The organism is Rubellimicrobium rubrum, from assembly GCF_006152115.1.
Classification (GTDB): domain Bacteria; phylum Pseudomonadota; class Alphaproteobacteria; order Rhodobacterales; family Rhodobacteraceae; genus Rubellimicrobium; species Rubellimicrobium rubrum.
This window is the reverse complement of record NZ_VDFU01000007.1, coordinates 33,274-47,804: the sequence shown is the minus strand read 5'-3', so window position 1 is coordinate 47,804 and position 14,531 is coordinate 33,274. Positions and strand designations below refer to the sequence as shown.

The window sequence follows — 14,531 nt, the reverse complement described above, 5'->3', positions numbered from 1 at the left end:
CATCGACACGCTGCTGTTTGCCGTCCCTGGAACGTGGCTGCAACAAGGCGCCAGCCCTTCCGTCGACAAACTGTTTCCTCCTAAAACCCTGATTTCATTCAGCGCTGATTAGCGACTTTCCATCATCGTTGCTACTGAGCCGGCGAGCCCGCACAGCGCGACGTGCTTGGTTCTGGAGCGGGAACGCAATGAATCAGGACCATCCGATGTGCGAGCAGCCGCTAGTCCAATCGACCGGTGATGGAGGCGTGAGCGGCCGGAATCAGTGCCGATGTGCTGACTCCTTGCCAACCTGCTGCATGAAGACAGGCGTCGGGTCTGGTCGCGCTGGGTCCCTGCCACCCTGGCCGAGCGGAGTTAGGCATGCTCCGCAAAGGTCACCTCATTTCTCATAGGATTTCATGATGACTCGCTCCTCGGATCTCTTCGACGCGTCAGAGGACGTTTCGGAACGCTCACCGGCCGATACCCACTCATTCAAGCGAGAGACCGCGGTCAGATCGCGAACCGGCCTGTCGTCATGGAACGCGAACTGGTCGAACGATGCACTGCCGTTTCAGAACAGGGGTGAGTTCTCTGACTACGGAAGGAATGCTGGCTTCCCGGCCGGCTGGTGGCTGCTGCCGGGTCTCATCTTTGGCCTTTGCATTCTTGGCGGTGCCTTGCTCTGTCTGACCAAGGTCATCGGTTGGCTCCTGTCGTGAGGTTTTAGCCGTGGACGGTGGGCCGTGAACCATAAGTTCACCAGTGCATTGCCCAGCCGGAATGGCGTTCGCATCGCGCCTATCTCTCAGGGCGGCAATGCGCAGGAGCAGATCCCGATCACGGGACCGGTTTCCGCCTGCGGCAGCCCGTGCGGCACCGGCTGGTCCGTGAGCCAAGGCCAACTCTCTCGACCAAGGTTACTTGGTCGTCCAATCGACCACAGCATCATACTCGGGAACCAGCCGCTCCACTCTGCCGGCCGTGTCGTCTATGCTGAGGAGCCGGGCGATGCACGATCAGGAGGCGGTTGCTGGCTCTAGAGCCATCCCTTGCAGAAGGCTTTGGCCGGAATGGTCAGCAAGCCAGTTCTGCCAGCCAGCTTCGACCCACACTCGTGGTGATGAGATCCGAAGAGCAACGTTCTTCGGCTGTGACCAGTCGATTTTGGCTCGCTACCCCTCTTCTACGGCGCCCAATCGTACATAGCTGCTGGGTGTCGAACTGGGGGTTTACATGTTCAAAGGTATACTTCGGAGCATCGGCATCGGCGGCGCGAGCGTTGAGACCGTCCTGCACGCATCCGAAGCGGTCCCGGGCGGTGAGATCGCCGGAGAAATTCGCATCAGCGGCGGTGACCATAAACAGGACATCCGCGGTGTCGTCCTCGAGATCGTCACCCGCGCGCGTGTCGAGACACGAGGTGATGACAAGGTCTATGCCGAGATCAACTTGGGCGAGGCTAAACTCCAGCCTGGGCGCGTTGAGGCCGGGAGCAAGGTGAACCTGCCGTTCCGTATCCGCCTGCCCGCATCGTGCCCGATCACCATTGGTACCACGTCAACGGTCCTCAAGACACGCCTTGATGTGACCGGTGCCATCGATCCAAGGGACGCCGACGCGATCCGGGTCCTACCTACCCACGCCATGAACGCTGTCTTTGATGGGCTGGAGCGAGCCGGCTTTCACCTTGTGGAGACCGAGGTCGAGTACAATCCCCGCCGCTCCAACCCCTTCGTGCAGGAGTTCGACTTCCGGCCTGTGGGCAGAGGCGACTGGGACATCGAGGAGGTCGAGATCTCTTTCGATCCGGTGCCGGGTGGCATTGATGTCCTGCTCACCGTCGATAACCGGGGCGGCTTCTTCGTCCCTGGACACGAACGCACGGGACGGTTCCGTGTCCTTGACGCGCAAGCAGACCGCTTCGACCTTGCGACGGAGTTGCGCCAGACTATCAACTCGCTCCGGCGCGCGGGCAGGTTCTAGGCATCCGACATGAGGGTGCCCTGCGGTGATCAGGACGGGACCATTGGCAGCTTCATCTCTCGACGAGAGCGCTGACGTGGCGTCCCTGCCTGTTCGCCGAGATGAAATCGCATACCTCGAAAGCATCCAGTGGAGCACCGAAGTGAAAGCCTTGGCCTTCGTGGCAGCCCATGGTCTGAAGTCGGTCTGCCTGCCAAGGGGTCTCTATGCCCTCGGCCGTGATGGAGATTCCAAGATCCTGACCGAGCGTCGTGATAGCACGGAGGATGGGGGTGGTTCGGGCGTCGCCGTTCAGATCAGCCACGAAGCTTCGGTCGATCTTGATGTTGTCGATCTGAAACCGTCGAAGATAGCCAAGCGAAGAGTATCCGGTTCCGAAATCGTCTATGGAGATCCGCACTCCCATCTGGCGCAGGCTGGCGAGCATGGCACGGACGCTCTCGCTGTCCTGGAGGAGCGCTGCCTCCGTGATCTCAAGCCGAAGCCGGTCGGCAGGGAGATTGCTTTCGACCAAGGCGGTAGCCACAGCGTCAACAAGACCCTGCTCCTTGAACTGGCCAGCCGTAAGGTTGACCGAGATCGACAAGTCGCCTGGCCATTGGGCTGCAGTCGCACAGGCCTTCCGCAGAACCCAGCGATCGATGTCGATGATGGCTCCGGTCATCTCGGCAAGACCGATGAACTCTGCTGGCGAGGTCAGTCCCCTGCGGGGATGCTGCCACCGCAACAGGGCTTCGAACCCGGCAACAGCCGAAGTTTGTAGATTCATGATGGGCTGGAAGCGGAGGCGAAGCTCATCGCCGCTCAAGGCATTTCGCAGATCGGCTCTCAGTTCCTGGCTCTTGACCGCGTCGTCGTCCATTCCGGTCTCGAAGAAGCGGAAGCACCCGCGTCCCTCCGACTTAGCCCTGTAAAGGGCTATATCCGCCCGTTTCAGGAGGTCGTCTGCCTCGGCCTCGGCGCTGTTCGCCAAGGCGATGCCGACGCTGGCTCCGACGACGACATGCCGATCCTCGAATGGGTAGGGCTTGCTGAGAGCTTCAATGATGCGCTTCGCCAATGTGCCTATGTCGTCGGGATGTCTCGAACCGGAGTATACGACCGCGAACTCGTCGCCTCCAAAGCGCGCGATCACGTCGGTGTCCCGCAGGCATGTCCGCAGACGCGACGCTGCGAGGCGAAGCAGGTGATCTCCCGCTTGATGACCTAATGAGTCATTCACTGACTTGAACTCGTCGAGATCGAGGAACAGGAGCGCAGTCGGACACTCCGGCGACGTGGCAATGAGTGTTCGGTCCAGATGGCTTCTGAGAGCAGCTCGGTTGAGCAAGCCTGTCAGGCTGTCATGATGCGCCAAGTACTCGAGTTCGTGCAGGGACTGTCGTTTGCTGCTCACGTCTCGGAAGAACACCGACAAGCCGGCTGCAGAAGGATAGGCATGCACTTCGAGCCACGCGGCCAAGGGCTCACAGTATTCCTCAAAGCTCACCACCGTTCCGCCGCTTGCAGCCGTGCGCAGGCGATCCTCGAACACTGTGCCCACGAGCATGGGGGCAAGCTGCCACAGTCGCTGATCCAGGACTGGCCGGCCGGATAGCAGAAGGGCCCGCGCCCGCTCATTGATGAATCGGATCTCCCATTCGCGATCGAGGATCAGAACGCTATCCGTGGTGCTTTCCAGAACGTTGCGCAGCACTCTGGCGGTGGCTTCGGCATCCTCCTTTGCGCGCTCGAGCTCGACCTGGGCAACACGGCTGGCCGTGACATCGCGAGAGGTGCAGAGCAGGCGGGCCGGCTGACCATCGGGGCCAGGTATCGGCGAGAGGCAGACGTCCCACCAGCGCTGCACACCCTTGTGGGTCGGGCGAGAGCTTGTGAAGCGGACTGACCGCCCGCTCGCCGCCTGATCCACGGCCTCTCGGATCCGTGGCGCGTCGTTTAGTGGCCACAGGTCAGTCCAGTTTTGGTCGAGGAATGGTTCAACAGTGTCAATGTCCAGAAGCTTGCGACCTGGAGGGTTCATGTACTGAAAGAGACCGTCCAGACCGATGACTTCGACGCAGTCGGTGCTGCCGTGCAGAATACTGGCCGCGAAGGCTTCGCTGGCCCGGAGCGCGATGTCCGCCGTCTTTCGCTCGTGGATGTCCTCTAGCGTACCATACCAACAGAGGATTTCGCCTTCGTCGGTTCTTCGCGCCGAAGCCCGAGCCCTGAACCAACGATAGGTTCCATCGGCCAGCCGAAGGCGGTACTCGACATCATAGTCGTAGCCACGCCGCAAGGCCTCTTCCCAGAGGTGCACGGTCTGCTCGTAATCGTCGGGATGCAGGATGTGAACCCAGTTTGTTCCCTTGCTCTCTTCGACGGTCAGGCCGGTCAGCTCGACCCAGCGGGGGGAGATCTCAAGGCTGTTACCGTGGGCGTCCTCCATCCAGGGGATCTGTGGATTGAGATCGACGGCATGACGGTAATGATCTTCGCTCGCGCGGAGGGCGGCCTCCATCTCTCTCTGCTCGGTAATGTCCTGAATGGCCCCGAACGCCTTGGGGCTTTGATGCGGTCCGGACAACTTCTTGGCGCCGATCAACCGAAACGTTCTGATGCGTCCGTCGGATCTCTGCAGATCGAATTCGACTTGCCGACAAGAAATCCCGGCGGCCAACTCCTCGAATGTTACGGCAAGGGCCGGACGGTCCTTGGCAACAGCCATCTGGAGGAGTCCAGCGCAGGTGAGTTGTAGCGAGTGGCCCGCGTCGCCGAGCAACTCGTGCATGGTCTCCGAAAGTCGAAAGGTTCTGGTGTTTAGGCAGAGCTCCCAGTAGCCGACGTCGACGAACCGCTGCACTTGGGCCAGCAGAACCTCCCGTTCCGCAAGACGCTGCCGGTGCACCGTTACCGAGCGGATCACCTGCACGAGACCGAACCCGATCGGAGCCGCCACGAGTCCGGCCGTTACTGCGACAGCGAGGCCAACCTCGCGCAGGGTAAGGCCGACAAGCGCCGGAAAGGTCACATGGGCCAGCAGAACGGCTGCCACAATTGCCAAGGTGGTCACGGCCAGGGTCTGCAACAGGATGGCGCGGTCGAAGCGAATAGCTCGCAGCATGGTATCCACGCGGAGGGACGCGACCGCGAACGTGCGCGAACGAACTGACCGGGATGGCTGGACGGAAAACAATGACATGGAAGTGCTGACTGCTGTCCTGGCAAGGCCCGGTGTCGGTTCGACTGCGATGCTGCGCTAACGACCTTATGATCGATTTAACAGCCGCGGCGCCTAACAGAACCGTCGACAGCCCAGATGCCACAAAAGCTTGACGAATTTGGGGCAGGCCCATGGTATTGCCAGCAGATGTCGCCACAAAGACACCGACCAAGGCGGCTCGCTCCCTATGAGCTATCTCGACAAGAGGTGTTGAGGATCTGACCAGCCAAATGTTCGGTGTCAGGCTTTCTGACTGCTCGGCCAGGGCGCTGCCGCTCCGGCGTAGACATCCCAAGTCGACCTGCGACCCAGCGGAGGTCTCGACGGGGCAGCTGCCAAGTCCGTCGCAGGTGCAGCCATTTGCTCCCTTCTGAGCCATTCACAAGACGCGTGACCGGCTCAGGAGTGAGGCGAGAGTTCCAGGCGCTGCTGGCACCCTGAACGGCTGTGGGACCATCTGCCGACGTCCTTAGTGGCCTGCCACCGTCTTGCTAGGGGATGGCTTCCTCATCAGTAGCGCCGTGATGGCCAAACCGGCAAAGAGGACCGTTATGAGAAGGAAGATGTCGATGAACGACATCACTGCCGCTTGCCCTCTCAGTCGGCCCGCCATCTGCATCAGCGCGCCGGTCGTACCCTCGAGGCCGCGGCCCTCTAGATTGGCGGCCATGAGATCGAGCTGATGCACCGCTTCAGGGTTGGACCAATTCACCGCCTCGGAGAGCCTGGCATAATGAAGATCCTGACGGTCCGAGAGTACCGTGTTGATTACAGCCAGGCCAACCGCGCCCCCGAGATTTCGCATCAGGTTGTAAAGCCCAGAAGCCCCTTTGATCTTGGCGGGAGGCAAGGTGCCAAGAGCAAGATTGTTGATCGGCACCATGCAGATCATCAGCGACAAACCCCGGAGGATTTGAGGCCACAGCAGCTCGTGGAAGTCCCACTCGGCCGTGAGGCCGGTGAGCATCCACGTCGAGCTCGCAAAGCCCAGGAACCCAAGCAGAAGCATGATCCGAAGGTCCAGTCGCGTGGACAGAAATCCAGCGAGCGGCGCCGACACGGCCATGGCCAGACCCGACACGAACACCGTTTCGCCGATCATGAGGCTGTCATAGCCCCGGATGGTGGCCAGGAAGAGGGGGTAAAGGTAGGTCAGGCCGTATAGGCCGGCGCCCATGACAAAGCTGAAAAGCGACCCCACGGCGAAGTTGATGTTTCCGAATGCCGAAAGATCGACAAGGGGTTCATCCCGGTTGAAGGCCCGCCAGAAAGTTGCGACGCAACCGATCGCCATCACGACTGCCGTCATGGCCACGACATGGTCGGCGAACCAGTCGTTCGCTGGTCCTTCCTCGAGGACGTACTCCAGCCCACCCAGGAACGCAGCCAGCGCCAGAAGTCCCCACCAGTCAAATTTGCCCATCAAGGACCAGTTCGGCTTGTCGAAGTCGATCAAGGCAAGGGCCGCGATGGTGACAGCGATACCGAACGGGACGTTCACCAGAAACAGCCAGTGCCAGGAAAAAGTATGGCTCAAGTAGCCGCCCAATGTCGGTCCCACCGTTGGGGCGAGGGTGGCCACCAGCCCTACCATCGGCGACACCAGGCTGCGCTTCGATGGGGGGAAGATCGTGAAGGCAGCCGCGAACACCGAAGGGATCATTCCGCCCCCGAGGAAGCCCTGCAAGCCGCGCCAAATGATCATCTCCGTAATGGAAGACGAGGTGGCACAAAGGAAACTCGTAACGGTGAAGCCGGCCGCAGCCACGGAGAACAGAAGACGAGTGGACATGACCCGGGCCAGGAAACCCGACAGCGGGATCATGATCACTTCGGCTATGAGGTAGCTGGTCTGGACCCAGCTGATCTCTTCCGATGAAGCGCCGAGCCCCGCCTGGATGTCGGGGAGCGAGGCCGACACGATCTGGATGTCGAGGATCGCCATGAACATGCCGAACACCATGACCAGAAAGGCCAAGACGCGGCGCGGTGTCAGTTCAGGTTCAGGCTGCGGGACCGAGGTCGCCATGGCATCACTCCGACGTGCTTCTAGCCGTCAAAACTCCATCCGGCGCCGTACGGCGGTCCACTGCCACGATGGCCGATAGCCCCGCGCGAAGTTGTCCTGTCGCCAGCGCCTCGGCAGGCAAGTCGATGCGAACAGGAACGCGCTGGACCACCTTGGTGAAGTTGCCGGTGGCGTTGTCGGCCGGGAGCAAGGAGAAGACTGATCCTGTCGCCGGCGAGGTTGAGGCCACGATTCCCTCGAACTCCTGATCCGGAAGGGCGTCGAACGTGACGTGGACCGTTTCGCCCGGCACGATTCCCGGCATCTGCGTTTCTTTGTAATTTGCCTCGATGTAGAGGCCATCGTCGGGAACGAGCGCCGCGAGCCGAGAGCCGGATGTGACCAGATCGCCGACTTCCAGCGTCAGGTTCGCGACCGTGCCTGCGGCCGGCGCGCGCAGCACCGTCAGATCGAGATTGCGCTGAGCCTGCTCGACCGCGAGCTGCAACTCACGACGGGCCCCTTCGGCTTCGGCGCGCTGTGCCACGAGAACGTCCACCTGAGCTTCGGCGCTGGTGACGGCGGCTCGTGCCTGAGCCACGCCCGCCGTGGCGGTATCCAGGACTTCGCTGGCCTCGTCGAGTTGCGCTTGGGGTGCTACCCCTTGATCGGCCAAACGGCGAATGCGCTCTGAATTCGTTGTTGCGGTCCTCAGTTGAGCTTCGGCCGCGTCGCGTACCGCCTCGGCCTGCACGACAGCCGCGCGCGCGGCCTCAATCTGGGCATCGATGCGGACGAGTGTGTCGCCCCCCGTGGCGACACGGCTGCGAGCCGTCTCGAGCGCGATCCGGTAGTCGCCATCGTCCAATCGCACGAGCACGTCGCCCGCATTCACACGCTCATTCGCATTGACGAGGACTTGGGCAACGTACCCTTGGACTCGGCTGCTCACCAGCGTGATGTCGGCTTGGACATAGGCGTCCTCGGTCTCGATCAGGAACCGACCCTCCGTCCAGTAATCGTGGCCCTTCCATCCCGCGCCAGCTAGAACCGCCAGACCGACAAGGCCGAAGGCGAGCGCCTTGCGCCCCGGCGCCCGGGCGTCTGCTGATACTTGCGACTGTGGAATGTCTGGCACCGGACCCTCGCCCGTTGCTGACGCCGCGTCCGATGCGACGTTGGTGGCCAGCTTCACTGCTTGGCCAATGCGCTCATGGCGGGACATGGTGAAACCCTCGGTTGACAATGGACCAATGGAAGCTGAGTACGTCACACATGTGACCGAACCGTTCAGTTCGATGGGATTTAGCGCTCTCCGTAACCGCGTTCAAGGGCTTTATCGAACCGATTGGTTCGATTATAGTCGAGCCAAAGGAAAGGGGGGCCGGATGACCTCGCCAAGTGAGCTGACACGGGACGCCAGCAACGAACTCGCTCTGGAGGGTCCTGATGTCGGGGATGGTGGACAACCCCGCCGCCGGCATGCGGCCGGCGAGGATCCGGCCAAGCGCGATCAGATCCTTGCGGGCGCGCGGCAGGTGTTCCTTGAGCGTGGCTATGACGCCGCCAGCATCAACGACATCTGCCGTGCCGCCGGGGTGTCCAAAGGCACTATCTACGTCTATTTCGTCGGCAAGGAGGACCTCTTTGTCGCGTTGATCGAGCAGCAGCGCGATGAGCTGTTTGCCGAAGGCGACGTACTGCTGGAAAGCGACCTCCGGTTGGAAGACAAGCTTCGGACCTACGCCCGGCGACTGGCGTCGGCCATCTGCTCGGATGAGGTCATCCGGGCGCAGCGCATCATCATAGGGACTGCGGAGCGCATGCCCGACCTTGGCGCGCGGTTCTATGACAGCGGTGCCCGCCGCGTCCAGGACGGCATCACGCGATTGCTGGAGCGCGAGGTGGCAGCAGGCCATCTGTCGATTGCCGACGCGTCCTTGGCTGCCTCGCAGTTCATGGAGCTTGCCTCGGCTGGCCTCTGGCGACAGCGCCTGTTCGCCAAGCTCAAGCATCCGCCGACGCCTGAGGTGACCGACGCTAAAGCCGATGCGGCGGTGAGCATGTTCATGGCTGCTTACGCGGTGAAAGAGCGATAGAAAGAGCTACCGGTTCCGCAGAAAGCTGTCGGCAGGGCAAGGGTTCGTCGCCAGCTCGGATTTCAGTCCTTCTCCGGATTGAGCAGGTTACTCTCTGCACTCGGCCTGGATTATGCATTGTCCGCGGCGCTATTGGCGACTTTGCCTAGACCACGGCTCGGGAGGGACCCTCGGCATGAGGTGGTTCGGGTCCAGGGTCGCCAAAGGCTGCTGCTGACAAGCCGAAGCATCAACCGCGCCATCTCGCCAAGCCGCAGGTTCCATACAATCCGTAGCCGGCGCCGCCGGACCAGGATGTAACGCCGTGGACCCTACGCCTCCGAGAAGCGAACACCGCTCAGTGGTTGGCTGGTCACCACGCGCCAGACCGTCTCTTGCATCAGTTGGGCCGCGGCTGAACTGGCTGCCACGGCCGGTGTCCCGTCCGCTCGAACGAGCTGGGTCGGGAGCCCGACCGGGCTACGTTGATATAGGACCGCATAGTGGGTCAGTGCGACGAGGTAGTTCCCCAGATCGCCCATGTGGATCGTGTCGAGCTTGCCCTCGGGCGTTCTTGCGAACAGATCCTCGCGGGAGCGAAGTTCATCGAATCCGCCTTGGCCTTCCAAGTCGCGAACGAAGGCGCCGAGAACCTGTCCGGCTGGAATGAGGTAGATCGGCCTTATAGCGCGGTCGGCGGTGAGGGCCGGGCGAAGGATCTTCCGATCCCAGTAACGGCTCAAGTCGAGTTCAAGCCTGTTGAGCCACCCCTCGGGATCAGTTAGGTCATGCCAGGTTTCATATAGATAAAGTCCGATGTCAGGATTAGAGTGACGAGCCAATTCGGCCCAGTTCCGCAGGTGTTTCGCGCTCTGGTGGTAGCGGATCGCGTCCTTGATCTCCACCATCTCTGTCATAACGAAGGCCGTGTAGGCTCCGCTGGCCAGCGCTTCGCGGGCATCGCGGTACCTGGGATGGGCGTTCTCTGCCTCGAACCCGCCGATTGGTACCCGGTCCGGGTCCCAATGGGATCGGAGCGGCGTACCCCAGCCAAGCTGGCTTTCGTAGCGATGCTCGACGGGGGCCAGTTGGGCCAGCATGGCCGGCATGTCGCGGCCAACAAGGCTGTGGCCCAAGTGGAAGACGTGATGGCTCTGGACCGCTGCAGGCGAACCTGCCGCATATAGATCAACCATCTCGGCATCCGACAGCGGTCTTCGCCACGTTGCTGCGCCGAGTGCGGCGGCACCTGCAGCAAAGACACCCGTAGCAAGTGCGGCAAGCGCCTTCCGACGCGTCAAGCGGGACCGCATGGACCGATGTCGAGTCTGACAGCGAGGGTCATTCATTCTCCTTGGCCCCGGCATATCCTGAGTTCGTTGGGAGCGCATGAAAAGTCTACATAACTCCCGGAAAGCGATCAACGCGGTACCCCGCCAAGTCTGATCAAAGCTCAGGTCGGGACGGGCTCCGCAATAGGTCCGTCGCCACTGCCTTCGAATCGACCCACTCGGGGTCGTAGCTGGGCCGCCGAACTGAACGTGCAGCCATGGGCGCTTCCCGTTTTCCTGGGTCGTTGCTTGGCACAGGAAAGACTTTCTGGTACTCGGTCTCAGGCGGGTCGGCGATGGTGCAGGGGCATGAACTACCGACGCGAAATAGATGGTCTGCGCGCAGTTGCTGTCGTGCCGGTCATTCTTTTTCATGCCGGCTTTCAGGTGTTCCAGGGCGGCTTCGTCGGGGTGGACATCTTTTTCGTGATCAGCGGATATCTGATCACCAACATCCTGATCTCGGAACTGGAACGAGGGCAGTTCTCTATCGCCTCGTTCTACGAGCGCCGGGCGCGACGCATCCTGCCAGCCCTGTTCGTCGTCATGATCTGCTGCATCCCGTTCGCCTGGCTGTGGATGCTCCCCCCACAGTTCAAGGAGTTCTCTCAAAGTCTGGTTGCGGTTGTCTTTTTCGTGTCGAACATCCTGTTCTGGCAACAGGACGGCTACTTCGCCGAGTCAGCCGAGCTTCGCCCGATGCTCCACACCTGGAGCCTGGCCGTGGAAGAGCAGTACTATGTACTGTTTCCTCTCTTGCTCATGTTCCTTTGGCGCCTTGGTCGCAAACGGGTATTCTGGATTGTAGGGCTCGTCGCCCTTTTGAGCCTCCTGCTGAGCGAATGGGCTTCGACCCGCTATGCCAGTGCCAATTTTTATCTCGCACCCACCCGAGCTTGGGAGCTCTTGGCAGGCTCATTATGTGCATTCGTCACCGTGGGGCGCGACATTCGGGCGAATAATTGGGCCAGTCTGATCGGACTGGGACTCATTCTGTTTGCGATCCTTGGGTTCGATGGGAGCATGCCGTACCCTGGCTTTCACGCTCTCGTCCCCGTTGTCGGGACCATGCTGATCGTGTTGTTTGCTGCACAGGGAACTTGGGTAGCTTGGCTTTTGTCCCTGCGCCCGTTCGTTGGCATCGGATTGATCAGCTACAGCGCCTATTTGTGGCATCAGCCTCTTTTTGCCTTCGCCCGTTTGCGCAGCATCGGAGAGCCACCTCAAAGTCTGATGCTCCTGCTCGCCGTCGCCTCGGTCGTCCTTGCCTTTCTGAGTTGGAGATATGTTGAGCGTCCTTTCCGCGCTGGGGCGTCATCCTGGCTGCCACAACGTCGGTCCGTTTTTGCGGCAAGCGCACTGGTCGGTGCGGCCTTCGTCGGCTTCGGAGCCTTGGGCCATGTCAGGAACGGCTTTGAAAGGACGTGGCTCGACAGGCAGCCTGCGTCGGTGCGGCAGATCTATGGCGTTCAGGAACAGGCGGAGTCGGCCAACATCGACCTGTATTTCGACCGCGCGGCTTTCGACGATGGCTCCTGTCGCTTCAACGTGCAAAACCTTGACCCTGAGGTCGAGCGCAGGATCCTTTCCTGCCAAAGCCAGTTCGGCCCGGGCTTGGCGGTGCTTGGTGACAGCCACGCCATCGATCTGTTCGGCATCGTGGAGCGGAGCAGTCGAGCCGAGTTCCTAATCGGGGTCACGAAGATCGCCTGCCACCTTCCGACCCAGGACACATCCTGTCATTACGACGAGTTCAGGTCATTCGTGATCAGTCATCCCGACGCGTTTCGTCGAATCCTGTTCGAAAAGGCGGGATATCTGATGCTTCGACAGCCCGACGGGGTGAGCGTTAAGGAGTATCTTGACACCTTGCCGGTTGTAGAGCCGGTCACCGATATCTCGCCCGACATGCAGGTGATCGACGGAGTGGCGGCCTATCTGGCCGAGTTGGCTCGTTTCACGCCAGTTCTATGGGTAGGTCCGCGTATCGAACCACATATGCCGACCAAGTACCTGCTTCGTCACGGATGTGACTTTGCATACGAACTTCGTCCGGGGCAGGAGGACATGTTCCGTGACCTGGACCGGCTTCTGCAGGACTTCGCTCAGGACATCCCAGGCGTGGATTACATTTCGCAGAACCAAGCTTTCGACATTCGTTTTCCACGAGACCTTCTCAGCTGCGACAAGATACTCTGGGCCGACGGGAATCACCTCAGCCGTGACGGCGAGATCGAGATGGCTCTCCGGTTCGACTTGGTCGACTACATCGACGCCACGCTGGGCGGTGGGGTTGGAGCTGGGGAGCGTGTTCGCCTTCATGGAATGTGACAGCCGCGTCCGATGGCTTAGCCCGGGGGCGGGACACCCATGACCACTCACGTGGTCCCTTGTCGACTCTGGTCACGCGTCCGAGTTGGCAGTACCGTTGGATCGTAGATCGGCGACCCCGCCGGGTCAGGTGTGTTGATCAGTGGGATATCCCAATACCTTAGCTTTCCTGGTCTTGCTGCTGTGGCCAATCGTGGCCGTGGCCGCCTTCCGTGTCCTGGGTCCAGCCCGGGGTCTGGTTGTCACCCTTGTGGCCGCGCATCTTCTCCTGCCAACCGGCCTTGCGCGATTCGAACTGCCCGTCCTACCATCGATGGACAAGTACACGATCCCAAGTTTTGCGGCGTTGGGGATCGCGATCCTATTCTATCGGCCGCTGCTGCGGCTATGGCCTCAGAGCTGGTTCGCCCGGCTGTTCATCATTCTGTACGTGATAGGTCCGCTTTTCACCACGCTCGGCAACCTTGATCCGATCACCTGGGGTCCTCTCTGGCTGCCCGGCATGCAGCTGAAGGAAGTTCCGGCCCTCATGCTGCGGCAGATCGCCACTCTGGCGCCGTTCATTCTGGGACGTTCGCTCCTCGCAGGCGAGGACGGCCTGCGGCTCCTGACTTGGACCCTCGTGCTCAGCGCACTGGCCTATTCGTTGCCGATGCTGCTCGAGGTCAGGCTCAGTCCGCAACTCAACACCTGGATCTACGGCTACTTCCAGCACGACTTCATCCAGATGATGCGAGGCGATGGTTTTCGTCCGATCGTATTCCTCGATCACGGGCTTTGGGCGGCCCTGCTGGTGTCCACGGCCATCATGGCAGTCTGCATCCTGCTCCGCTCCGGTGGGGCCGAGGCCCCTGTTCTCAGGATAGCTCTGATGCTTTTCTGGCTTCTGGCCGTGCTGATTGCCTGCAAGTCGTTGGCCTCGATCATCTACGTGCTGCTGATCTGTCCGATCATCCTGTTTGCGTCCTTCCGCATGCAGGTCCGTATCGCGGCTCTGCTCGGGATCATGGCCTTCTCATATCCCCTCGCACGCGGGCTGGGTTTCGTCCCAACCACGACGATGGTGAGACTGGCCGAAGACATCTCCAATCCAACGCGCGCTCAATCTCTCGAGTATCGATTCAACAACGAGGAAGTCCTCGTGGAGCGTGCGTCTGAACGTCCGCTCTTCGGTTGGGGCATTTGGGGCCGCAACCACGTGCACGATCCAGTCAGCGGTCGAATCATGACCGTCACCGATGGTCGCTGGATCGTGACAATGGGCGGCTTTGGGTGGGTGGGCTTCATCGCCGAGTTTGGATTGATGCTGATCCCACTTCTGAATCTCTGGTCTAGGAGGTCAGCACAGACCTCGCTGGCAGCTGGCCAGGCTCTCATCCTCGCGGTCATCATGGTGGACCAGATCCCCAACGCGTCCTTCACGCCCATCACGTTCCTTTATGCCGGAGCGCTCCTTGGCTGGGCCGAGCGACCTGAGGCGAAAACAGCGAAGAACCGTACGGTGAACCGAACTCCGACAATTCCCGTCCTACTCGGCGGCCACGGAGGCCCTGCCAGACCGCCGTCAATCATCTGAGTGTCACCTGGATCGGGCAATCGATCCGGGGAAC

General features: G+C 61.0%; 9 protein-coding genes. 5 read left to right on the top strand and 4 right to left on the bottom strand.

From position 1 onward, the window contains the following. The first annotated feature begins 401 nt into the window (after positions 1-401). Positions 402-704 carry a hypothetical protein gene (locus FHG66_RS07925; RefSeq protein WP_139076216.1) on the top strand — a complete coding sequence of 101 codons (303 nt, stop codon included), beginning with the start codon at positions 402-404 and terminating at the stop codon, positions 702-704. 514 nt (positions 705-1,218) lie between these two features. Beyond that, positions 1,219-1,968 (top strand): sporulation protein, encoded by a 750-nt coding sequence (locus FHG66_RS07920; RefSeq protein WP_139076215.1) that lies wholly within the window; start codon positions 1,219-1,221, stop codon positions 1,966-1,968. Positions 1,969-2,020: 52 nt separating this feature from the next. On the opposite strand, the gene FHG66_RS07915 is transcribed toward FHG66_RS07920, so the two are convergent. The 3 genes from FHG66_RS07915 to FHG66_RS07905 form a co-directional block, all read right to left on the bottom strand. After that, positions 2,021-5,074, bottom strand: coding sequence for a sensor domain-containing protein (locus tag FHG66_RS07915; RefSeq protein ID WP_176556166.1), 3,054 nt, complete (start codon positions 5,072-5,074; stop codon positions 2,021-2,023). 568 nt (positions 5,075-5,642) lie between these two features. Then, positions 5,643-7,202: a DHA2 family efflux MFS transporter permease subunit gene (locus FHG66_RS07910; protein WP_139076213.1), complete on the bottom strand. Its 1,560-nt coding sequence runs from the start codon at positions 7,200-7,202 to the stop codon at positions 5,643-5,645. 4 nt (positions 7,203-7,206) lie between these two features. Further along, on the bottom strand, positions 7,207-8,406 hold the full coding sequence (locus tag FHG66_RS07905; RefSeq protein ID WP_139076212.1) for an HlyD family secretion protein: 1,200 nt from the start codon (positions 8,404-8,406) through the stop codon (positions 7,207-7,209). A 163-nt stretch (positions 8,407-8,569) separates the two neighbouring features. On the opposite strand from FHG66_RS07905, the gene FHG66_RS07900 reads away from it, so the two are divergent. Next, on the top strand, positions 8,570-9,280 hold the full coding sequence (locus FHG66_RS07900; protein ID WP_139076211.1) for a TetR/AcrR family transcriptional regulator: 711 nt from the start codon (positions 8,570-8,572) through the stop codon (positions 9,278-9,280). Positions 9,281-9,591: 311 nt separating this feature from the next. Here the strand turns inward: FHG66_RS07900 and FHG66_RS07895 are convergent, their stop codons facing one another. Continuing rightward, positions 9,592-10,455 (bottom strand): hypothetical protein, encoded by an 864-nt coding sequence (locus FHG66_RS07895; protein ID WP_246082510.1) that lies wholly within the window; start codon positions 10,453-10,455, stop codon positions 9,592-9,594. A 444-nt stretch (positions 10,456-10,899) separates the two neighbouring features. Between FHG66_RS07895 and FHG66_RS07890 the strand changes: the two genes are divergently transcribed. Next, the gene (locus FHG66_RS07890; protein ID WP_139076209.1) at positions 10,900-12,921 is read left to right on the top strand and encodes an acyltransferase family protein; all 2,022 of its coding nucleotides are present in this window, start codon (positions 10,900-10,902) and stop codon (positions 12,919-12,921) included. A gap of 193 nt (positions 12,922-13,114) precedes the next feature. Further along, the gene (locus tag FHG66_RS07885; protein ID WP_176556165.1) at positions 13,115-14,497 is read left to right on the top strand and encodes a hypothetical protein; all 1,383 of its coding nucleotides are present in this window, start codon (positions 13,115-13,117) and stop codon (positions 14,495-14,497) included. The last annotated feature ends 34 nt before the right edge of the window (positions 14,498-14,531 follow it).

Coding starts and splice junctions, on each gene's coding strand:
- FHG66_RS07920 (WP_139076215.1), top strand. CDS start 1,219: ATGTTCAAAGGTATACTTCGGAGCATCGGCATCGGCGGCGCGAGCGTT.
- FHG66_RS07900 (WP_139076211.1), top strand. CDS start 8,570: ATGACCTCGCCAAGTGAGCTGACACGGGACGCCAGCAACGAACTCGCT.
- FHG66_RS07890 (WP_139076209.1), top strand. CDS start 10,900: ATGAACTACCGACGCGAAATAGATGGTCTGCGCGCAGTTGCTGTCGTG.
- FHG66_RS07925 (WP_139076216.1), top strand. CDS start 402: ATGATGACTCGCTCCTCGGATCTCTTCGACGCGTCAGAGGACGTTTCG.
- FHG66_RS07915 (WP_176556166.1), bottom strand. CDS start 5,074: ATGCTGCGAGCTATTCGCTTCGACCGCGCCATCCTGTTGCAGACCCTG.
- FHG66_RS07905 (WP_139076212.1), bottom strand. CDS start 8,406: ATGTCCCGCCATGAGCGCATTGGCCAAGCAGTGAAGCTGGCCACCAAC.
- FHG66_RS07895 (WP_246082510.1), bottom strand. CDS start 10,455: ATGGTTGATCTATATGCGGCAGGTTCGCCTGCAGCGGTCCAGAGCCAT.
- FHG66_RS07910 (WP_139076213.1), bottom strand. CDS start 7,202: ATGGCGACCTCGGTCCCGCAGCCTGAACCTGAACTGACACCGCGCCGC.